Raw genomic sequence first — 21,944 nt, 5'->3', positions numbered from 1 at the left:
TTAGTCATTAGTCATTAGTCATTAGTGGGAAATACTTTTGGGAATCTTTGGTTTGATTATTTTTCAAAAGTCTTTTCTAAAATCTTGACGCCTGATACTGATTACTTGATACTATCCCCCCTACCTGCGTATAAACTCAAAACTCCCGTCGGGTGCCAGCTTCATGATGGTTGATGGATTGCGGATCTCTTTGCTGTGTTGTTCCAGGTCAACTACGTAGTCTACCCCATCAATGATTTCCTGGTCAATCTGCGAAAAATATTGAGGCGATGGCTTACCGCTGATGTTGGCCGATGTAGATACCAGGGGCTTGCGCAGCCGCTGTATGAGTTGCTTGCAAAATTCATGATTGCTTACCCGGATAGCTACGCTCCCATCGGCAGCTATTACCGCTGGCGATAAGTTTTTTGCACCGGGCATCACCAGCGTTAGTGGATTTTCGGCATATTCAATCAGGTCATAAGCCAAGGGGTTAACTTCCTGTACATAGCTTTCCAGCTTATTTTCGGTATCAACCAATATCACCATACTTTTGGCCTCATCGCGTTGTTTCAGGCGAAAAATTTTTTTGATGGCTTCGGTATTGGTGGCATCGCAACCTATGCCCCAAATAGTATCTGTTGGGTACAGGATAATGCCTCCCTCCTGCAGTACTTTAAATGCGTTGGCAACTTCGTCTCTAAGCATTGTTCAATATATTAGTGTACAGCTGCTGCAATTGCAGCGCCAGTTTATCATCGTTAAAGTTGGCGGCATGCTCGATGCCACGGTTAATCATTGTATGCCTTAAAATATCATCGCCAAGTATCTGGTTCACCTCTTTAGCCAGGCCAACCGCATCATCAGGATCGACATATCGGCTGCCCGGCCCGCCGGCCTCTTCCAGGCATGAGCCGGTTGCGGCTATAACCGGGGTGCCGGAGTTTAAAGCTTCCAATACAGGGATGCCAAAACCTTCATACCTCGACGGATAAATAAATACCGATGCTAACTGATAAATGACCGGCAGTTCATCAAACGGAATATCCCTTAAAAAAATCACACGGCTGACTAAATTACCGGCAGTAATGTAGGCGTTTACTTCGTCTGCGTATTTTGTTGGCTTACCAATTACCACTAAAGGGATCTCGCCATCAATGTTTTTTAAAGCTACTACCGTTAATAATAGGTTTTTGCGTTCTTCTATAGTGCCTACGCTCAACAAAAATTTATCGGGCAGGTTGTATTTTAGCTTTACTGCGGCTTTTTGATCGGGCGTTTTTGTAACGTCAAATATAACGTCGCAACCCTGGTAAACTATTTCTATTTTCCGGGGATCGATATCAAGCAGCTCTACCAAATCGACCTTGGTTTTCGCACTTATGGCGATGATTTTATCAGCTACCTTGCAGGCGTATTTTACTTTGGCCAGGTAAATACGGTAATTAAACCAGCCAAATTGCTTAGGGTAGCGCATAAAGATCAAATCATGTATGGTAACAACCGACCGTATGCCACTATCGGCAATGCCCGAAGGCAACTCATGGCTAAGGCCATGATACAATTGGATACCATCGCGCAATAAATCCTTAACAATACCTTTGCTACGCCACCAGGAAGTAAAAAATTTGCTGGCAGGCGTTAAAGTAAAAACATTGCCATGATCACCCAAAAACTTAAGCCTTACATTTGGTTTGGCCTTTGGCGTATATAAAAAATAGGTGTTTTCGGGATGGAAATATGCCAGCGTTTTAATAAGCCAGCGGCTGTAGTTGCCCAGGCCCGTGTTATTAAAAAAAGCCCGCTTGGCATCGTATCCTATTTTCATGTTGTAGATGTAAGATGTGAGATATGAGATATGAGATGAAAACAGCCGCGTTTGAAGCTATCTCAAATCTCATATCCAACAGCTCATATCTAATCTTTAAACCGCTACATTATTTTCTCTCAACGCATCGTTTAGAGAAGTTTTTTTATCAGTCGACTCCTTACGGGTACCGATGATAAGTGCGCAAGGCACCTGGTAATCGCCGGCAGGAAATTTCTTGGTATATGAACCTGGTATAACTACCGAACGGGCAGGCACACGGCCTTTATATTCAACCGGGGTCGATTGGGTTACATCAATAATTTTGGTTGATGCGGTTAACACAACGTTGGCGCCCAACACGGCTTCATGCTCAACGTGTACACCCTCAACAACAATAGCCCTTGAGCCAAGGAAGCAATTATCTTCAATGATAACAGGAGCAGCTTGTAAAGGCTCCAAAACGCCGCCAATACCTACGCCGCCACTTAAGTGTACATGCTTACCAATTTGCGCGCACGAGCCCACTGTAGCCCAGGTATCAACCATGGTCCCTTCATCAACGTATGCGCCAATGTTTACGTACGATGGCATCATGATAACACCTTTTGCAAGGTATGCGCCATAACGGGCAATACCGTGCGGAACTACGCGAACACCGTTTGCCTTATAATCGGTTTTCAAATCCATTTTGTCATGAAAAACAAAAGGACCAACCTTAATTTCTTTCATGCTGCGGGTAGGGAAATAAAGGATAACAGCCTTTTTTATCCACTCGTTCACATGCCAGCGGGTACCAATCATTTCGGCCACGCGGATCTCGCCTTTATCTAACCGTTCAACTACGGTTTCAATAGCGGTGATATATTCGTTATAATTCAGCAGATTCCTGTCTTCCCAGGCATCTTCAATCATTTTTTTAAGATCTTGCATCGGTAAAATTAACTTTTGGCAAATTAAAGGATTTTTAGGGGAAAAATACAGGATTAGCTTCAATAACTTGTTAGCCCATTGCTTTTGCACCAGTCCAGTAAACCTATCTTCAATTATTAAAAAATAAACCTTAAGGAAAAAATATATTAACTATTACAACCAAAGTTAAATGCACTGATTTTTAATAACATAAGTTATATAATTATGATAAATTAAATTTATCATTGCCATTATAAAACACAAATACACCAACCTAATCTCCCCCCTGATTATGAACATTATGGCTTTCTTTTGCATCGCTTTGCTGACAATCTCTTTCCTTATGATTTCCGGAATCGCATTTTTTAGCTTCTTAAAGTGGATCAAAAAGACTTATTATCCAAACTGGAAATTCCCGGATTATATCAGCGTTGGTTATGCCGAATATCTGTATCACAAATTCATTAAAAAGGACCTGGAGGCCTGGCAAAACAACCAGTAGCATTATTAGTTGGATTGCTTAATTTTGCGCAAGTGCCGGCCAAAACTATAATAACTGGACCAGTGTAAATTAATGTCCCATCATCTCAATTTTTGTAAAGATATACTGTTTGGCGTTGCTGTCGGCGATGCCATAGGCGTTCCTGTTGAGTTTAAATCACGAGAAGAAATTGCAAAAAAACCGGTTATCGACATGGTCGGGTTTGGTACTTATGACCAATTGCCGGGCACATGGTCTGACGATAGCTCACTTACTTTTTGCCTTGCCGAATCGTTAACCAATGGTTACGATATACATGATATTGCCAACAATTTTGTAAGATGGCGTTGCGACAATTATTGGACGGCCCGGGGCGAAGTTTTTGATGTTGGAATTACTACCCATGAAGCTATTGAAAGAATAGTAAGGGGTGTGCAACCAAACCTTGCCGGCGGATTTGATTCATGGTCGAACGGGAATGGTTCGCTGATGCGGATTTTACCTCTGTTGGCTTACATTAACGATTTGCCTGTGGCAGAGCGTTTTGCTATAACCAAAGATGTATCCTCTATTACCCACGGCCATATCCGGTCGGCAATTGCCTGTTTTTATTACCTTGAATTTGCGGCGAAACTGCTAAAGAATAATGATCTGCGGGTTATTTATGACGAAGTAAAACAAGAAGTAACCGCCTTTCTGGATACAACCAGTATCAGCAGAGATGAGCTTAAACTATTTGACCGACTTTTAGTGGGCAATATTTATGAAGCTGCAGAAAGTGAAATAGATAGCAGTGGCTACGTATTACATACGCTGGAAGCAAGTATCTGGTGCCTTTTAAATACAAAAACGTATAAAGAAGCTATACTTAAAGCTGTAAATTTGGGGCAGGATACTGATACCACCGGCGCGGTAACCGGCGGCCTTGCCGGTTTATACTATGGGTTTGAAACAATACCCGAAGACTGGGTGCTTAAACTTGCCCGTAAAAATGATATAGATAATTTAGCCGCCCGGCTGGCTAAGCATTGGAGTGTAATTGAATAAACAATGGCCGAAAAAGAAAAACTAAGAATTGATAAATACCTGTGGGCTATTCGCGTTTTTAAAACCCGTACCCTGGCATCTGATGCCTGTAAAGCCGGACGCGTAAAGCTTGACGGCAAAAACATAAAACCTTCATACGAGGTAAAAATTGGTGATACCTACCAGGTAGCAAAAGGTCCCGACCGGAAGGTGATTCGGGTAACCGGCTTGCTGGAGAACAGGGTTGATGCAAAAAAAGCGGTTGATTATTACCTGGATATAACCCCGGTTGAACAAACCCCGGCTTTTAAATCCATGTTCCACGCTCCAATACTTAAGCGTGACAGAGGCACCGGCCGTCCCACTAAACTTGATCGCCGCGAGATAGACGATTTAAAAGATAATTTTTTTGAAACGGAGGAGGAGGAATGATTTGAAGATTTGAGAATTTGAAAATTTGAAAATGAAAAAGACAATTTGAGAATTTTAAAAAACCAATCTAAAAATAAGTCAAATGAGCCTGGCCAGACAAGCATTTTCAAATTCTCAAATCTTCAAATTCTCAAATTAATATTTCGTCTTATTCTCCTCTATTTCCCACAGCTTAAAAACAGCCATCGCTTCATCGCGGAGTAATTGAACAAAAGGCAACTTCCTGTCGGCCATGGGGCTTTCCAGTTCATCGTATATATCATGGTCATCGAAACCGATAGCTGCGGCATCAGCTTTGGTGTTGGCATAGTAAACTTTATCAATGCGGGCCCAATATATGGCGCCAAGACACATAGGGCAGGGTTCGCAACTGGTATAAATTTCGCACCCGGATAAGTCATATGTCCCTAACTCCTGGCAGGCCAGGCGGATAACCGATACTTCGGCATGCGCGGTTGGATCATTGGTAGGCACAACCCGGTTTGCACTACGGGCCAGGATCATGCCATCTTTTGTTATAACGGCTCCAAAGGGGCCACCCATCCCCTGCTTTACATTATACTCGGATAGTTCAATTGCTATCCGCATGAATTTTTCGTGTGCCGTATTTTCCATAGTCCTCTAAATTAAAAAACCTCAGCCGGAGTTGAGGTTTTATTTGAAATTTGAGAATTCGGCAATTTGAAAAATTTGAAGATGCTTTTCATTTTCAAATCTTCAAATTCTCAAATTTTCAAATCGATTTTATTTTTTCTCTTTCGCGTAAGCGTCGTTAAGTCTTTTAACTACGTCGGTGGTTACATCTAACGATGGATCGCCATATAATACAGTTGGATTTGCTTTTGAGTATAACAACACCAGTTTGTACCCTTTTTCTTTGGCGTAAGCTTTGGCAAAGTCTGCAATTTTATCGTACTGCTTAGTGGCTTCAGTAGACTGCAGGTTTTGGAACTCGGCAGTAGCATTTTGCTGGTAACCTTGTAACTCTTGTTGTTTACGTTGTAAGCGTTGCTCGGTGGCCTGGCGCTGGTCGGCTGATAGTGTAGCCTGGCTTTTTTGATATTCGGCAACTTCACGCTGAAATGCCTGGCCTTTGTTTTGTAAATCGCCTTGCGAGGCTTTGCCTTTTTCTTCCAGGCGTTTGTTCATATCTTTTGTATACTCATATTTACTTAATAAGGTATCAGAATTGATATAAACAATTGCTTCTTTGCTATCACCCACAGTAGTAGCGGCTGTGGCTGGTTTATCACCAGTTTTATTTTGGTTACAAGCAGCAATGCTGCCCGCAATTAATATCCCGCAGGCGAATTTTGTTAAAGTTGAAACAGTAGTTTTCATTATCTCACGTAAAAATTTAAAAAAGTTTGACAAAGATAAACTTTCATTGCAAGTATCCTAATGGATGTGTATATTAACTTCGATGAGGGCTTCGCTGTTTTAGATTTCGTATATGCTGATGCGTTTCGCAGACGTTCCGTATTGACTGTAAAAGTTTGGACGCCCATTAACGGCCCAAGATAAACTAAGCCGCATTGCGGTACTGAAACAAACCAGTATCCAATAAACAGCACTGCTTTTTGAATGCCTTTGCGAATTAAAAGTGGCGCAAATGCATTTATGTGTAAACCCAGGAAACCTTTTTATCCTTGTTTCGTAAAAATCAATTATTATCTATTAATTTAATTATTTTCCTGTAAATAAATAATATCCATCAATCATTTCCGTTACCGAACTTTTAGCTATTGATATATGCCGTTGAAACTCCAAACGCAACTTCTAACCGTAGAAATAATCCCTCTGATTAATTTAAAATTTGCTGCATGAAAAAAGTACTGCTTCTTTCCACATTACTATTGTTTGTATTTATTGCAAGCACCCTGGCACAAATCCCCCCGTTGCAGGGGCCCATTCTAAACCAAAAATCGATACATATTAACGCGGGCACGCAAGGCGCTGGTGCCGAATTTGCTTACGGCATTTCTCAAAAAACGGCCTTACGGCTGGGCATAAACATTATCCCGGTATCGGCCAACAATGTGTTCAGTATCTCGGGGTTTAACTCCACTTCAAAATTTTCGGCCTCGTTTTCAAACATTCATTTACTAACCGACTATTCGCCATTTAAAAAAGCTGCAGGTTTCAGGCTGGTGGGTGGCGCGGCTTATTTTATGAATGCCAACGGCAACATGCAGGTACAATCTGCCGACGGTTATAAATACGGCGATATTGTGCTGAATAAAGATGAGGCCGGCAATCTGAACATGAATGTAACCTGGAAAGGGTTTGCGCCTTATTTAGGTATTGGTTTGCTAAAAGCTTTCCCCCAACGCGCCTTTAATATCAACCTTGACCTTGGCAGCTATTATTTAAGGCGGCCAGATGCCAAAATTACCGGCACAGGTTTATTAGAAGGTAACTCATCACAATCTGCCCAGTTAAAAGAAAACTTAAAAAACTACAGATTTTTACCGGTAGTACAGCTCAACTTCAATTTCAAACTTTAATTTGATTGATCATGAACAACATAAAAATAACATTCCTGATATTGATAATGGCAATTGCGGCCTGTAAAAAACCAACCGAAAATTTAAAAATAGTAGTTGATACCAATATTATTAAATACACCGCCCTGATACAGGTTACCGATGCTGTTAACGGCTCAACAACACCCGCCAACGCAACTTTAACCATTGGTGGCACCAACGCCGCCGATATATATGAAATATCGGGCAAAAAGCAGTTTAAGCTTATCAACGGTATTATAACAATAGGCCCCGGCCCGGCCGCTATGCCAACTGCCGATAAACCTGCAAGTTGTACAATACAAGTTACCGCCCCCGGCTATAATGCCGCCGCGCAAACCATCACCTTTACAGCAGATAAAAAACAGCAGCTAATAAATGTATACCTGGTTAAAACCGGCAGTACAGCTACCGGCACACCAACAATAAAACCGCTGCCTGTTTATGATGCTGTCAGCCTGACCTTTACAGGCACCTGCGCAAACAAGCAAGACCTGGAGATCAGGCCGAGCATGTATGTATTTTATCGTGAAAACGCATCGGGAGACGACTATCGATACCTGGGGTATATGGATAAAGGCGATATTACGACAACAGCGCTTGCCAAGGGCAAAACTTACGATTTTCAACTCACCTATGGCGGCAAAAACTATACTACAACCCAGCAAATCAATCAATCGGGTTATAATTTAAAGGTTGATATGGGCACGGCTTGCAATAGTTTTTAAACACAGATGGGGAATATTACAGATTAACCGCACATCTATCCACACCTCCTTTTTTATCCACAATCATTCGTCATTACCATCAAAATTTCGTACTTTTGAAGGTTGTTGTACTAAATAAATATGAGCGAAGAAAATCAGGACAAATCCAATTATTCAGCAGATAATATACAGGTATTAGAAGGTTTAGAGGCGGTACGTAAGCGTCCGTCCATGTACATTGGTGATACAGGCGTTAAAGGTTTGCACCATTTGGTATATGAGGTTGTTGATAACTCTATCGACGAAGCCCTTGCCGGCCACTGCGACACAATTAAGGTTTTTATACTAAAAGATAACTCGATAAGGGTTGAAGATAATGGTCGCGGTATCCCAACCGCTATGCACACTAAAGAGAAAAAATCGGCTTTAGAGGTGGTAATGACCGTATTACACGCCGGTGGTAAATTTGATAAGGATACTTACAAGGTATCCGGCGGTTTGCATGGTGTGGGTGTAAGTTGCGTTAACGCGTTATCTATTCACCTTACCGCTTTAGTTTACCGCGAAGGTAAGGTGTGGACACAGGAATACTCTGAAGGCAAACCTTTGTTTGAGGTTAAAACTATTGGCGACACGGATAAAAGAGGTACTACCATTATATTTAAACCGGATGCTACCATTTTTACCCTTACAACCGAGTATAAATACGATACCCTTGCCGGCCGCCTGCGCGAACTTTCATTCTTAAATAAAGGCATCCGCCTTAGTTTAACCGATGAGCGCATCCCTAACGAGGATGGATCATTCCCTACCGAAGAGTTTTACTCTGAAGGTGGCTTACGCGAGTTTGTTAAGTTTTTAGATGGCACCCGTACTTCTATCATTCCGGAACCTATCTATTTGGATGGTGTAAAGAATGGTATCCCTGTTGAGCTTGCCTTTCAGTATAATGATACGTACTCCGAGAACGTATTCTCGTACGTAAATAACATCAATACTATTGAGGGCGGTACACACGTAGCAGGTTTTCGCCGCGGACTGACCCGTACGCTAAAGGCATATGCCGATAAATCGGGATTGCTGAAAAATATGAAGATGGAAATTACCGGCGATGACTTCCGCGAGGGATTAACCGCTGTAATTTCTGTTAAAGTACAAGAGCCGCAGTTTGAAGGCCAAACCAAAACCAAATTGGGTAACAACGAGGTGATGGGCGCCGTTGATATGGCAGTAGGCGAAATATTGGGCAACTTCCTCGAAGAAAACCCGAAAGAGGCTAAACTAATTGTAAATAAAGTAATACTTGCTGCTACAGCACGTGCCGCTGCCCGTAAAGCCCGCGAACTGGTACAGCGTAAGAGTGTAATGACCGGCTCTGGCCTGCCAGGTAAATTATCTGATTGTGCCAATAACGATCCATCGTTGTGCGAACTGTACCTGGTAGAGGGTGACTCGGCGGGTGGTACCGCCAAACAGGGCCGCGACCGCGAATACCAGGCTATTTTACCTTTACGTGGTAAAATCCTGAACGTGGAGAAAGCCATGGAGCACAAAATTTACGAAAACGAAGAGATAAAGAACATGTTTACCGGCCTGGGCGTAAGCCGCGGTACGCCTGATGATGATAAGGCGCTTAACTTAACCAAACTACGTTACCACAAAATCATCATCATGACGGATGCCGACGTGGATGGATCGCACATTACCACACTGATACTTACGTTCTTCTTCCGTTATATGAAGGAATTGGTTGAAGCGGGTTATGTTTACATTGCATCGCCGCCATTATACCAGGTTAAAAAAGGTAAAGAGTTTGAATACTGCTGGAATGATGTACAGCGCGACGCCGCTATACAACGCCTAAAAGGTGCCGGTAAAGAAGATAGCGTACACGTACAACGTTACAAAGGTTTGGGCGAGATGAACGATATCCAGCTTTGGGATACCACCATGAACCCGGCCACCCGTACCCTAAAACGCGCCACCATCGAAAACGCCGCCGAGTGTGATCATACCTTTAGCATGCTCATGGGCGATGAAGTAGCACCGCGCCGCGAGTTTATTGAGCGCAATGCTAAATACGCCAAGATAGATACATAGGAAGATGTGCAAATTTGCAGATTACAAATGTGCAGATGCCATTTGAAGATAAGAATCAGCCTCGCTTAACGCGGGGCTTTTTCAGTTTAATAACCTGTTTACCATAGTCAATCACCGCTCTGTATTTCATCAATATATCGCCGCCTAAAACGCCCAACACCTGCGGATGCCCCAGCTGGCCGTAAGCTATATTGATAGTGGACAAATCCAATACGGCAACTTCAAAATCAGCAACCAATACACTGCCGATTTGCATACCGCTGATTAAAGCGGTGAACGACTGCATAGTATTGGTACCCAAACCTGTTGATAGCCTGTCGCTCTCGGATATAAAAGTTGCCTCACTTGCTTCGGCCAGCATGGTTTGGTCAAAGGCGGTTTTTGATGCGCCGGTATCTAAAACCATAATAAATGCTTTGCCAAACAGGATCACCTCAATTAACGGATGGTAACCATCGTCATGCAGGTCGATGATCTGGAGTGGAATGGATGTCATTTTAGATGTGCAGATTACAGATGTGCAAATATGCAGATTATAATTATTGATAACTGAATTAGTAGGTTTTCAACTACCCTTAACTCAATAATTCAGTAAATCAATAATTCAATAATTAAAAAGGATATCCTATTGCCAGGTTAAATACGCTCCTGTGCCAGTCAAGGTTCCATTGGGGCTCGCCGGGGCGAACGTATGGGGTGCGGAGCGGCACGCCCAGGTCTGTACGCAATACCAGTACCGTAATATCAAAGCGCAAACCAAAGCCAACATCAACCGCTATATCATTAATAAATTTCTTACCAAAAGCCCCACCAGGCTGGCCTCTGTTTGAATTGAGCAGCCAGATATTACCGGCATCGGCAAACAATGCGCCGCGAACAATACTGAATAGTTTTGGCCGGTACTCAATGTTGGCTTCAAGCTTAATATCGCCAGATTCATCGGGGAAGAAATTGTTCTGCGCCACGGTTGCTGTTAGGTTAAAGTGACCCGGACCAATTGACCTGGCCTGGAAACCCCGCAAACTATTAGGCCCGCCTATGAAAAACTGCTGACTGTAAGGAAGTTGGGTGGAGTTACCGTAGGGCAACCCTACACCAACAATAACCCTGGATGCTATGGTACTACTGGGCGCCGTTTTATGAAAATATCGAATTTCGTTTTCAAATTTTACATACTGATTAAAAGTGGCACCGAATACCTTACGCACTTTACCTGCAGTTGTATCGGCACCGGTAATTAATCCGTACAAATTATTGGATAAACTTACCTTTCCGTTATAGTACATGGTGTTGGTTCGATAGTCGTCGGTGGTGTTGGTATAGGTATAACTATAGCTTGGCCCCAATATCAATTGCTTATCAATAACATGCTTTAAAGCCGGGTTTGGCAATACTCCGGGATGCTTCACACCGCTTATGCTATCAAGGTATAGCTGGGATACACTCAAGGGGTTTACAAATGTAAAATTCAATACATTCAATTCATGGGTCCGATGCGCGTTTTCTTTCCAGTTGTAGCCAAATGTGGCATTGTATGAATTTAGGTTATAAAGCTTTTGCCTGTTAACAATGGTATAGCCCAAAGTTAAATTGGTATGCGGTATATAGGCATTATCGGCCCGGGGCTCAATAGGGCTAATAAATCGCGGCCACGACAAAGTGGTTTGAATACCAAACTGGTATACGTTAAAACCATTGTTGCCCCCTCCTACCTGTACATCAGAGCTACCAAAAAGTGTAACGCCCAACGCCTCGGCCCCCATAAAGGCGTTCCGGTGTTTCCAGCTCAGGTTTACCTGGGTACCGGTATAATTGGCAGATGTAGTGCGGCCCAGGATCTCAAATTGTAATGATTTACGCTTGTACGGCGTTAAAAAATAATACACATCCAGCTTAGGCGAATCGGGGGTTACATCTTCAAACCTGTTTTTTACAAATTTATAAGGCCCCAGGTTTACAAACCTGTTCAGGGAGTTATTATGAACCGTCCGGCTGTAAACATCATTAGGATGCAGCAATACCGTATTGGCAAATGCAAAGCTGCTGATGGTTTTTCGTCTTTCTACTATGTTATACCAGCGGTAATGTTTTGCTTTGTCGAGCATCAGCGAAGTATCTGTTAACGAATAATTGGGATACACATAAATATTCCGGATGGTGTAAACCTCCTTAGCCCGTTCAACGGTGCTGTTTTTTATTTTAACAAACAAGTCAACCTGGTGATTAGCAACTGTACTATCATACCTTACAATAATATCATCGGGCGAAAAAAAGAAAAAACCCTCCTCTTTCAATTTCGCGTCAATCCGCAGGCGCTCGTTTTTTATAACATCAAGGTTAAACTTATCGCCCGGTTTCAACAATGTTTTGGCGGCCGTTCCGGCAATGGCCGTATCGGCATCCTCGCCTTCTTTAGGAAATCCCACTTTCCTGATCTTATAAGAAGGGCCTGCATACACGGTGTACACTGCCTTAGCTGTTTTGCCTTTGCTAACCGTATCACCATTAACCTGCGCCTGAAAATAGCTTATATTTTGCATACGGTTTTGGAGTATGCTGCCATTTTTATCGACATCTACCGCGCTTATCAAAACCGGCGGCTCGCCAAATTTGGTATTAAGCCAATGTGCAAGGCCTTTTGTTTTTTTTGTTTTGGTGATGTTGTAGATATATAGTTTTACCCTCAGTCCTAAAACAGATCCATTAGGATAAGGTCTTAGCAACGATGTTAAATCGTCGGTAATTAAGTCCCGGTCACTTTTGCTGATCGAATCTTTATCGGCAATTTTAACCTCGCTACCCGTATACAATTTTTGACCAGGCGCAAGGTATTTTGTATTACTACAGGCGTTTAGTAAAACAGTTAATATCAATATATATCTTAAATGTTTGCTCATGGGCTTAGCTTGTAGGTGTATTTTGTGCTTTTTCGGCGGCTGCTTTGTCGGCCGCCTCTTTGGCTTTATCTTTTTCCTTTTGTTCCTGCTTATATTTGCGGCGTAGTTCTTTTTCTTCCTCGGTACGCTTACGGAAGATTTCCCTGAAGCGGTTATAATCTACGGTTAGCGTAAAGCCCAAACCTGTTTCAATAACCTGGCCCTGTATCACAATAAATTCGTCCTTACGGTAGGCGCGTAACGCATAACGGCCATCCTTGCTCAGTTTATAACCCACCGAAACATCACCGGCAATGTTGGTGGCTTTTTGCCCCTGCTGTGCGCCTTCAAGGTTAAAATTATTACCTACGGATACCGTGAGCCTGTCGTTCAGGAAACGTTTGGATAGGCCAACGTTTAAATCGGTACGGTTTGTTGCCGTACCTGATGAATAATCCTCGCCCGATGTTAATCCAAAATTCAGGTCAACGCCCGAGATCAGGCTCCCGGCCAATTTATTCAGCTGGTCTGATAACAAGCTGCTCACGCTATTGCGGATGGCACCTTCAACGCCACCACCGCCACCCTGGCTTTGCAGTGGGTTATCCCCAATAAAGTGGCCCAGCACCAGTACACCCAATACTTGTTTATTAAGCTCGTTAGGGTCCTGCCTTACCTGGGCAAGCCGCGTATTAACGTTGTTTACTACATCTGATGATACCGTGTAATTACCCTCGGGCAACACAATATCAAAGCTGATATCTGGCGTTAACAGCTGGTTTTTAAGGCTCAGGTTAACATTAAATGGCAGCTTCTGCTTATACATCACCGAATTATCATTTGCTGATAGTTGGTTTTCTACCAGGTCTATCGGGGGCACGTTTGCTACATATACCGCGGTCAAATCGATGTTGGCGCTGGTGGGGTCACCTGTCCACACAATAGTGCTGCCCTTTTTAAACTGGAAGGTGCGCTTTACAGTAGCATAAGCCAGGTTGTATGAACCCGAATTAACCACATAAGTACCTGTTAAATTTATTTTCCCACTCGGGTCAATACCACCGTTTAAATTGGCTTCGCCCTTCAAATGCACTATATCGCCATTGCGTTCGTCAACCACAATAGTGAAAGCTGCGTCCTTATCTATTTTTATATTGGCCGATACATCCAGCCCTTTTACATCCGCTTTTTTGAGCGAATCCAGCTGCCTGGCCAACAGTATCGAATCCAGCTTCGGCGCATTTTGATCAATAGCTTCAACTACGCCCGCCCTGTCCTCAATACCCGGATCGGTAGTTGGCAGCACAAAGGTCATATCCGTTTTGGGGTTTACGGTAAGGGTGGCATCAACCACGGGCTTTATCATATTACCGCGAATTGTGATGCGGCTGTCAACGTAAAGCTTTCCGTAAAACAGCTTATTATCTGCCTGCGTAGAGTTTACAGCCCTGAAGTTGGTTGAGTTGATATCCAGGCCGAACGCAAAGTCGGTATAGGTTTTGGTGTACACGCTGCCGGTAACAATAGCCTTGTTCCCGGTTGAATCAACCAGTGTAAAATCATTAAAGCGGATACCCTGGTCATTAAAAGTAATGCTCTCCTTAGGCATAGTAAAATAGGAGTTGAGCATAGCAACATTAAAACCCACTTTGTTAAAATTAACATCGCCGCGAATTGACGGAGCTGTAGTTGTTCCTGATATTTTTAACTGACCGCTGATGATACCGGATGCGTTGCGGATACTACCAAATGCAAAACCTTCGATGCTTTTCATGTTTAAGGTTACAATGTTCAGGTTAAGATCAAACTTACTTTCCGGATTGGTATAGTAAATGCCATCTAATTTAACCTGGTTCCCTTTGCCCGTAATATCCACATTGGCGGCATAAGCATCGGCCGTTTGGTTATTTACCTTTAAGGCAATATTACCTACGGTATCTCCTTTAAAATTAAAATCGTTAATGTTGATTGCTGCAGTAAATACCGGCGAAGCCTGGAAATTACTAATCTCCGCATCTCCGTTAATAACGCCCCCTACCTGCAGGCTATCCTGTTTGGCCATCTTGGCAAGGCCCTCTATTTTAAAATTGCTGAACTTAACATCAACCGGCGCATTCATTTCCTGCGTTTTGCTATTAATACTAAGCACCTGGTTATTGTTGGTTATAGTAAAATTATGGGCTAATATTCCTTTCGGCCCATATTGCAAAAAGTTATCGGCATTAACCGCCCAGGGCATATAATCCAGCAGCAGGCCATCCTGGTTAAAGCTAAACCGGTATTCATCCGGCAAAACACTCAAGGCGCCTGCTACACGAAAACGCTCTTTTTTTGCAACATCCTTTACCTGTAAGCTTACGCCCAGCTTATTGTTTTGGGCGCTGCCAGATAGGCTGGTATACAACAGATCAACCGACGAGCCAACTTTAACTTCATCTACAGATAGATTATAATTAAGCGCATTGTTGCCTGTATTTATTTTTAGGCTTCCCTTGTTAATGGTATTGGTACCGTAAACCACTTTTGGTATCGATCCGTTTACAATCAGTTCGCCGCTATCGCTATTAAAACTACCTTTTAACAGTACCGGGTCAAGTTGTTTTAAATCGGGGGCAAACTGGGTAAGCAAAGGTGTTTTAACCAGTTTAGCATCAAACACAAATTGCTGCGGCGAATATTTGGCGGCTACGGCAGGTTTAACTTTGCGTGTTTTAACCAATTTACCTTTTGCATCCTTTTTGGTAACGGCGACCTGCTGCCCACCTGCAATGGCGGTGTTAAAGTATTTATTAATTACATCCTGCACAGCATCGCCAACCTGGGTTAGCTTGTATTTACCGGCCATGTGGGCACTCAATACGGGCGTTGTCAAGCGCAGGGTGCTGCTATCGGCATTAGCGGTAGATATAAGGCTTATGGTATCCAATTTTATGCGTTGGGTTCCGTTAACCACCAGCAAATCGGTAGCCTCAACATCGGCGTTCAGGTAATCAGGATCGGCGGTTGGTACATCAGCCACTATCTTGCCATGAAAGCGCATTTCGCCCGTTGTAAAATTAAGTTTCTTAAGGTTGATGCTGTCAACGGTTAACGTGCCCGAAGCCGAAGGATATTTTTTATTCAGATTGGCTTTGGCATCCAGGCTAAAATCAATATTAGGGTCCTTCATCCGGGCTACAGCGGTGTAAGCCCCATTGTGCGAACTGCCTTTCAAGGCCAGGTTTTTATAGGTATAACCTTTTACGTACGCATTGGCCAGGTTACCATCAAACTTAATATTGGCCGTTTTAGGGTCAAGGCCATAACCATCCACATTAGCGGTTAAAGTAATTTTACCTACGGTTTGTGGTTGTTTGGTAAGCGCGCCTACGTTTAGCTCGTTAACTTTAATATTGGCCTTATAACTCGCCTTTTGCTTGTTTTGTAAGTTTTTTACCGACGCAATAACATCCGCGGCACCAAGGCTCGATCTCAAACCAAGTTTGGTGTTAAAAGTATACATCCCCCCCTTAAAGTTCCCTTTAAGGTTCATATTTTCGGGGATGGTTATGTTTGCCGGGATGCTGCCTGCCGGTGCCAGTTTGGCAATATCGGCACTGCTGGTGTTAAAATCGTTTATAGTAACATCAAAATAAGCCTTGTTGATATCGGGCAGGCCTTTAAGCTTTGCCGATGCCTTAATGCGGGTGTTACTTAGGCCGGCAATATCCAGGCTGGGGATATCCAGGTTATTTACCTGCCCCCTTACTTTGCCGTTTATTTTAAATACTGCCCCCGGCGATGATTTAAATGGTTCCATAGCAGCCATTGTTGGCATCAGCAATAACACATCTTTTAATCCCAGGCGGCTGCCATTCAAATCGGCATTAATACCTAACGAGCCAATGTTTTTACTGATAGCAGCGATAGAAGGGTACCGCACCTGCACCGACTTTTGCAGTGTGGTTTGTGGTGTTTGCAATAACAAATCATTCATGTAGGCGTTGGTTGGCCCATAAAAGAACGCGGTATGGAATTTATTGATCTTCAATCCGCTTTTTTCGGCGAAAGAAAAGTCGTTTATTTTACCAGAGATAGTATCCGATGTATAGGCAATATTCTCTGCTTCAACATTCAGATCGCTAATGTCCATGTGGGCATAATCCAGGCCTTTGGCAATAGCCTTTTGCGCGTTATTATCAAACTTAACATTATTGTTATTTAAGCTGATTTTACCCAGCGTAACGGCCCACCGCGACGATTGCGGAGCGGCCACAAGGGTATCCAGCTTTTTGGCAGTTTTAACAATAGCTTTTGCAACCGTTTGAGGTTTGGCAAAGCTTAGGGCAGCTTTGGTATCATTCAATTCGATATCCTTAATACCCACCTTTTGATGTTTCAGGTCTATCTTATCCATATTAACCAACAGCTTGTTGAGGTTAATATTGGCTGTCATTTCGCTGCTTTGGTAATCAACTTTTATTTTAGACAGATCTATCTGGCCTAAACTCAAATCCAGGTTCAGGGGCTGCACCGCGGTATCAACTTTGGCTGCCTGTGCTATTGATGATCCTGCCGGTGTTTGAATGATACGTGCATTTACGCCCGACAAAGTAATTTTAGGTATGGTAAACTTCATTTTATCCATATCAAAATCCTTTATCCGGGTATCAAAATGGCCGAGGAGGAAGCTCACATCGTTGCCTGTAGTTAAATCCTTATATTTTACATTAATCCTGTCCAGGTTCACCTTATCAACAGAAAATTTCATGGTCGAGGTTGTATCCTCAGGCGTAACTTCCTTTTTTTGTTCGCCTGCGAAAGCCTTGATAATGTAATCGAAATTAAAAACGCTGTCGGCGCCACGGTTTATGTTGGCTGTGATACCTTGCAGGTTAATTTCGTTAACCTCTACCTGGTTGTGCAGCAGCTTAAGCATGCTGATATCAACCTTTAATTTTTCGCCTGCTATAAGGGTGTCTTTCTTCTGGTCTTCAAAGTATACATCTTCCAACACCAGCAGCTTGGGAAGGCCGAGGCTGATGTGGCCAATTTTAACTTTAGTATGGATTTTGTTTTGCAAAAAAGTTACCGCTTTATCTTTTGCAAAATTTTGTACGGCAGGCACCTGTATCAAAATAACTACAAGAATAACCAGTAAAACTACACTCACCAGTATCCAAAGTATCGTTTTGAGGGTTATTCGTAGTATTTTTTTCAATTGTATTAATTTTTCAAAGGTGAAGATCGATGCGCTTAATATAGTCAAATAATGTGCTAAAGTCAGCCCGGCCCCCTCTAAACGGCGAAGCCTTCATTAGTTCCTTTTAAAAAAAACAACACTAATAATCTCCCCCGGTAGGGGAGACTTTAATGAAATGCGTTAGAAGCCCTCCCTTCCGGGAAGGGTTGGGAGGGGCTTTTGTTTTTTCAACACTCAACCCAGCGAACTTGTTTTTTAATAACTTTGTATTTCTACAGATTTTGTTGAAACGGATTTACTATGCCAGATTTTTCTCACTTACACGTTCATACCCAGTTCTCATTACTTGATGGTGCCGCCGACATCTCTAAACTGTACAAAAAGGCCGCAGCTGACGGGATGAAAGCCCTGGCCATTACCGATCATGGAAACATGTTTGGTGTATTTAAATTTGTGGCCGAGGCTGGCAAACACAACGTAAAACCCATTGTGGGCTGCGAGTTTTATGTGGTTGATGATCGGCATAAGAAAACTTTTACCAAGGAGAAAAAAGACATCCGTCGCCACCAGCTGATGCTGGCCAAAAACCCCGAAGGTTATAAAAACCTGGTTAAGCTATGTTCATACGGTTACATGGAAGGCCTGTATAGCAAATGGCCCCGTATTGATAAAGAGCTGATTTTAAAACATCATAAAGGCATCATTGCCACCACCTGCTGCATTGGCGCATCGGTGCCCCAGGCTATATTAAGGGATACCCCCGAAGCCGCAGAAACCGAGTTTAAATGGTGGCTTGATTTGTTTGGCGAAGATTATTACATCGAACTGCAGCGCCATGATATCCCCGACCAAAACACCGTAAACAAAGTGTTGCTGGAGTACGCCAAAAAGTATAATGTAAAGGTAATTTGTTCCAACGATTCGCATTACGTAGATCAGCAGGACTCCAACGCTCATGATATTTTGCTTTGCGTAAACACCGGCGATATGCAAAGCACCCCGATAGCTACCGACGAAGAGGGTGGCCGTGGCTATCGGTTTGGGTTCCCTAACGATCAGTTTTATTTTAAAACCCAGCAGGAAATGAGCCACCTGTTTAGCGACCTACCCGAATCATTGGATAACACCAACGAGATTGTGGACAAGGTGGAAGTTTTAAAGCTTAAACGGGATATCCTGTTACCCAATTACGTAATACCCGAAGAGTTTAAAATTCACAATACCGGTGATGCCGATACGCTGAACCAGTGGGAATACCTGAAGCACCTTACCTTTATGGGTGCCAAGGAACGTTACATTGATATATCGCCCGAAACTGAGGAGCGCATTAACTTTGAGTTGTTCACCATCAGAACGATGGGCTTTGCCGGCTACTTTTTGATTGTGGCCGACTTTATAAAAGCAGGCCGGGATATGGGCGTATTTATAGGTCCGGGCCGTGGTTCGGCCGCCGGATCGGTAGTAGCGTATTGTACCGGGATCACCAACATCGACCCGATGAAGTACAACCTCCTGTTCGAGAGGTTCCTGAACCCCGACCGTAAATCGATGCCCGATATTGATACGGACTTTGACGATGCAGGCCGCCAGAAGGTTATTGATTACGTGGTAGATAAGTATGGCAAAAACCAGGTAGCACAGATCATCACTTACGGCTCGATGGCTGCCCGTACCAGTATCCAGGATGTGGGGCGTGTATTGGATATGCCGCTATCCGAAATGAACTTAATTAAAAAGCTGGTGCCCGATACCCTTGGCATTACCCTTAAAGATGCCATTGAACAGGTACCCGAACTTAAAGAAATATTAAACGGCAACGACCTGCGCAGCCAGGTGCTGCGCGAGGCAGCCAAGCTGGAAGGCTCGGTGCGTAACACTGGCGTACACGCGGCGGGCATCATCATCGCCCCTTATGATTTAACAGATATTGTACCCGTTGCCGTTGCCAAAGACTCCGACCTGCTGGTTACCCAATATGATGGCCGTGTAATTGAAGATGCAGGTGTAATTAAGATGGACTTTTTGGGCCTGAAAACCCTGACCATTATTAAAGATGCGCTACGGATGATCAAACAAAATCATGGTGTACACATCGATATTGATTATATACCGCTTGATGATTTGCAAACTTATGAGCTTTACCAGCGTGGCGACACCAATGGTACTTTCCAGTTTGAAAGTGACGGCATGCAAATGTACCTGCGCGAGCTTAAGCCCGATAAGTTTGAAGATTTAATTGCCATGAACGCCCTGTACCGCCCGGGACCAATTGAGTATATACCAAACTTTATCAGCCGTAAACACGGCCGCGAACCTATCGTGTTCGATTTACCCGACATGGAGGAATACCTGGGCGAAACTTATGGTATTACCGTGTACCAGGAGCAGGTGATGCTTTTATCGCAAAAACTGGCCGGCTTTAGTAAAGGCGATGCCGATGTTTTGCGTAAAGCGATGGGTAAAAAACAAATTGAGGTACTTAATAAGATGGAAGCCCAGTTTATGGATGGTGCCATGGCCAAAGGCCACCCCAAAGATAAACTGACTAAAATATGGACCGACTGGAAGGCTTTTGCGCAGTACGCCTTCAATAAATCGCACTCTACCTGTTATGCCTTTGTGGCCTATCAAACGGCTTATTTAAAGGCACACTATCCATCCGAGTACATGGCAGCGGTTTTAAACAACCAGAACAACATGGAAAAGATTACCTTTTTTATGGAGGAGTGCCGCAGGATGGGTGTAGAGGTGTTAGGCCCGGATATCAATGAGTCGGACATGGCGTTTGCTGTGAACAAAAAAGGCCAGGTACGCTTTGGATTAACCGGCGTTAAAGGTGTGGGAGATAAAGCGGTTGAAAGTATTATTGAGGAACGGGCTGCCAACGGACCTTACGTATCTGTTTATGATTTTGCCCGCCGGTCGAATACCCGCAGTGTAAACCGAAAATCATACGAGAACCTGGTTTACGGCGGCGCCTTTGACGAGTTTGGCTATAACCGCGCCCAGTTTTTTGCAAAAACAGATGTTGGTGTATTAACTGGTATTGAACGCCTTACCAAATACGCCAATGATTACCAGAATGTGCAAAGCAGCTCACAATCATCGCTATTTGGTGGCTCGGTAGCATCATATGTACCTGAACCGGCCATGCCCGAGGCTGAAGAATGGCCATTGATAGAGAAGCTGAAATACGAAAAAACGGTGATCGGAATTTACCTCACCGGCCACCCGCTGGATAACTATAAGGTAGAACTGGACCGCTTTTGCAACAGCACCATCAGCGATTTGAAACTGATGCAAAAAGCACGCTCGGGCGAAGGTGGCGAAGAGATCATGGGTGCCTTTAACGAGTTACGTAAACGCGGCGAAATCCGGATAGGCGGGCTGGTAAGCAGTGTTCAGCATAAAATAACCAAAACCGGTAAACCCTTTGGCACCTTCGTGTTGGAGGACTACAATGAATCGTACGAGTTTGCCTTGTTTGGCGATGATTATGTGAAATTCCGTAACATGATGATGGATGGTTATTTTTTACATATCAAAGGCACCATTGAAGAAAAATTCCGCCAAAAGGATAACTGGGATCTGCGCATCCTGGTGATGGATTTACTGTCCGAAATGCGCGATAAGCTCACCAAATCATTAACAGTTTGTATAGATGTGAGCATGCTCAGCAGTAAATTACTTGACGATATACAACACATCATCGACGAGAATAACCAAAAATACCCGGTAAAAAACTGCAAACTACGCTTCAAGATCAATAACCGCGAAGAGGCCATGCATGTGGAGCTATCATCCAAAAATTTTAAAGTAAACCCAAGCGATGATTTGATTGAGGGGATATTTAACATTACGAATACGCAGCCTTTGTTGGGGTAAGGGCTCTTGTAATATTTGAATTAATAAGTTAA

At 43.4% G+C, this 21,944-nt stretch carries 15 protein-coding genes; 7 read left to right on the top strand and 8 right to left on the bottom strand.

The features are described from left to right. Positions 1-120: 120 nt before the first annotated feature. The 3 genes from PQ469_RS05390 to PQ469_RS05380 all read right to left on the bottom strand — a co-directional run bounded on the left by PQ469_RS05390 (position 121) and on the right by PQ469_RS05380 (position 2,719). Complete coding sequence (locus PQ469_RS05390; RefSeq protein ID WP_090651302.1) at positions 121-687, bottom strand: L-threonylcarbamoyladenylate synthase; 567 nt, start codon at positions 685-687, stop codon at positions 121-123. Beyond that, entirely contained in the window at positions 680-1,807 is a 1,128-nt protein-coding gene (locus PQ469_RS05385) for a glycosyltransferase family 4 protein (protein ID WP_274212021.1), read from the bottom strand. Before PQ469_RS05385 ends, PQ469_RS05390 begins: the two co-directional genes overlap by 8 nt. A gap of 96 nt (positions 1,808-1,903) precedes the next feature. Beyond that, positions 1,904-2,719: a 2,3,4,5-tetrahydropyridine-2,6-dicarboxylate N-succinyltransferase gene (locus PQ469_RS05380; RefSeq protein WP_090651304.1), complete on the bottom strand. Its 816-nt coding sequence runs from the start codon at positions 2,717-2,719 to the stop codon at positions 1,904-1,906. Between the two features lie 322 nt (positions 2,720-3,041). Here PQ469_RS05380 and PQ469_RS05375 point away from each other — a divergent pair, with 322 nt between their 5' ends. The 3 genes from PQ469_RS05375 to PQ469_RS05365 all read left to right on the top strand — a co-directional run bounded on the left by PQ469_RS05375 (position 3,042) and on the right by PQ469_RS05365 (position 4,637). Beyond that, positions 3,042-3,200, top strand: a complete 159-nt coding sequence (locus PQ469_RS05375; RefSeq protein WP_274212020.1) for a hypothetical protein — start codon at positions 3,042-3,044, stop codon at positions 3,198-3,200. 72 nt (positions 3,201-3,272) lie between these two features. Next, complete coding sequence (locus PQ469_RS05370; protein WP_274212019.1) at positions 3,273-4,226, top strand: ADP-ribosylglycohydrolase family protein; 954 nt, start codon at positions 3,273-3,275, stop codon at positions 4,224-4,226. A 3-nt stretch (positions 4,227-4,229) separates the two neighbouring features. After that, positions 4,230-4,637 carry an RNA-binding S4 domain-containing protein gene (locus PQ469_RS05365; protein WP_274212018.1) on the top strand — a complete coding sequence of 136 codons (408 nt, stop codon included), beginning with the start codon at positions 4,230-4,232 and terminating at the stop codon, positions 4,635-4,637. Positions 4,638-4,772: 135 nt separating this feature from the next. On the opposite strand, the gene PQ469_RS05360 is transcribed toward PQ469_RS05365, so the two are convergent. Both PQ469_RS05360 and PQ469_RS05355 read right to left on the bottom strand, forming a co-directional pair. After that, positions 4,773-5,252, bottom strand: a complete 480-nt coding sequence (locus PQ469_RS05360; protein ID WP_274212017.1) for a nucleoside deaminase — start codon at positions 5,250-5,252, stop codon at positions 4,773-4,775. 129 nt (positions 5,253-5,381) lie between these two features. After that, a complete protein-coding gene (locus PQ469_RS05355; RefSeq protein WP_274212016.1) occupies positions 5,382-5,978 on the bottom strand; it encodes an OmpH/Skp family outer membrane protein in 597 nt (198 codons plus the stop codon). A gap of 482 nt (positions 5,979-6,460) precedes the next feature. On the opposite strand from PQ469_RS05355, the gene PQ469_RS05350 reads away from it, so the two are divergent. The 3 genes from PQ469_RS05350 (at position 6,461) to gyrB (ending at position 9,969) form a co-directional block, all read left to right on the top strand. Continuing rightward, positions 6,461-7,144 carry a hypothetical protein gene (locus PQ469_RS05350; protein ID WP_274212015.1) on the top strand — a complete coding sequence of 228 codons (684 nt, stop codon included), beginning with the start codon at positions 6,461-6,463 and terminating at the stop codon, positions 7,142-7,144. 11 nt (positions 7,145-7,155) lie between these two features. Beyond that, positions 7,156-7,890: a hypothetical protein gene (locus tag PQ469_RS05345; protein WP_274212014.1), complete on the top strand. Its 735-nt coding sequence runs from the start codon at positions 7,156-7,158 to the stop codon at positions 7,888-7,890. Between the two features lie 120 nt (positions 7,891-8,010). Beyond that, on the top strand, positions 8,011-9,969 hold the full coding sequence (gyrB, locus tag PQ469_RS05340) for a DNA topoisomerase (ATP-hydrolyzing) subunit B (protein ID WP_274212013.1): 1,959 nt from the start codon (positions 8,011-8,013) through the stop codon (positions 9,967-9,969). 55 nt (positions 9,970-10,024) lie between these two features. Here gyrB and PQ469_RS05335 read toward each other — a convergent pair whose 3' ends face one another. From PQ469_RS05335 to PQ469_RS05325, 3 genes are all read right to left on the bottom strand, one after another. Beyond that, positions 10,025-10,465 carry an aspartyl protease family protein gene (locus tag PQ469_RS05335; RefSeq protein WP_274212012.1) on the bottom strand — a complete coding sequence of 147 codons (441 nt, stop codon included), beginning with the start codon at positions 10,463-10,465 and terminating at the stop codon, positions 10,025-10,027. 115 nt (positions 10,466-10,580) lie between these two features. Then, positions 10,581-12,866, bottom strand: a complete 2,286-nt coding sequence (tamL, locus tag PQ469_RS05330) for a translocation and assembly module lipoprotein TamL (protein ID WP_274212011.1) — start codon at positions 12,864-12,866, stop codon at positions 10,581-10,583. A gap of 4 nt (positions 12,867-12,870) precedes the next feature. After that, entirely contained in the window at positions 12,871-18,045 is a 5,175-nt protein-coding gene (locus tag PQ469_RS05325) for a translocation/assembly module TamB domain-containing protein (RefSeq protein WP_274212010.1), read from the bottom strand. A gap of 282 nt (positions 18,046-18,327) precedes the next feature. Here PQ469_RS05325 and dnaE point away from each other — a divergent pair, with 282 nt between their 5' ends. Next, the gene (dnaE, locus tag PQ469_RS05320; protein WP_274212009.1) at positions 18,328-21,912 is read left to right on the top strand and encodes a DNA polymerase III subunit alpha; all 3,585 of its coding nucleotides are present in this window, start codon (positions 18,328-18,330) and stop codon (positions 21,910-21,912) included. Positions 21,913-21,944 lie beyond the last annotated feature (32 nt).

Source organism: Mucilaginibacter sp. KACC 22773, from assembly GCF_028736215.1.
Classification (GTDB): Bacteria; Bacteroidota; Bacteroidia; order Sphingobacteriales; family Sphingobacteriaceae; genus Mucilaginibacter.
The sequence above is the reverse complement of the archived record's forward strand: the minus strand, read 5'-3'. Positions and strand labels throughout refer to the sequence as shown.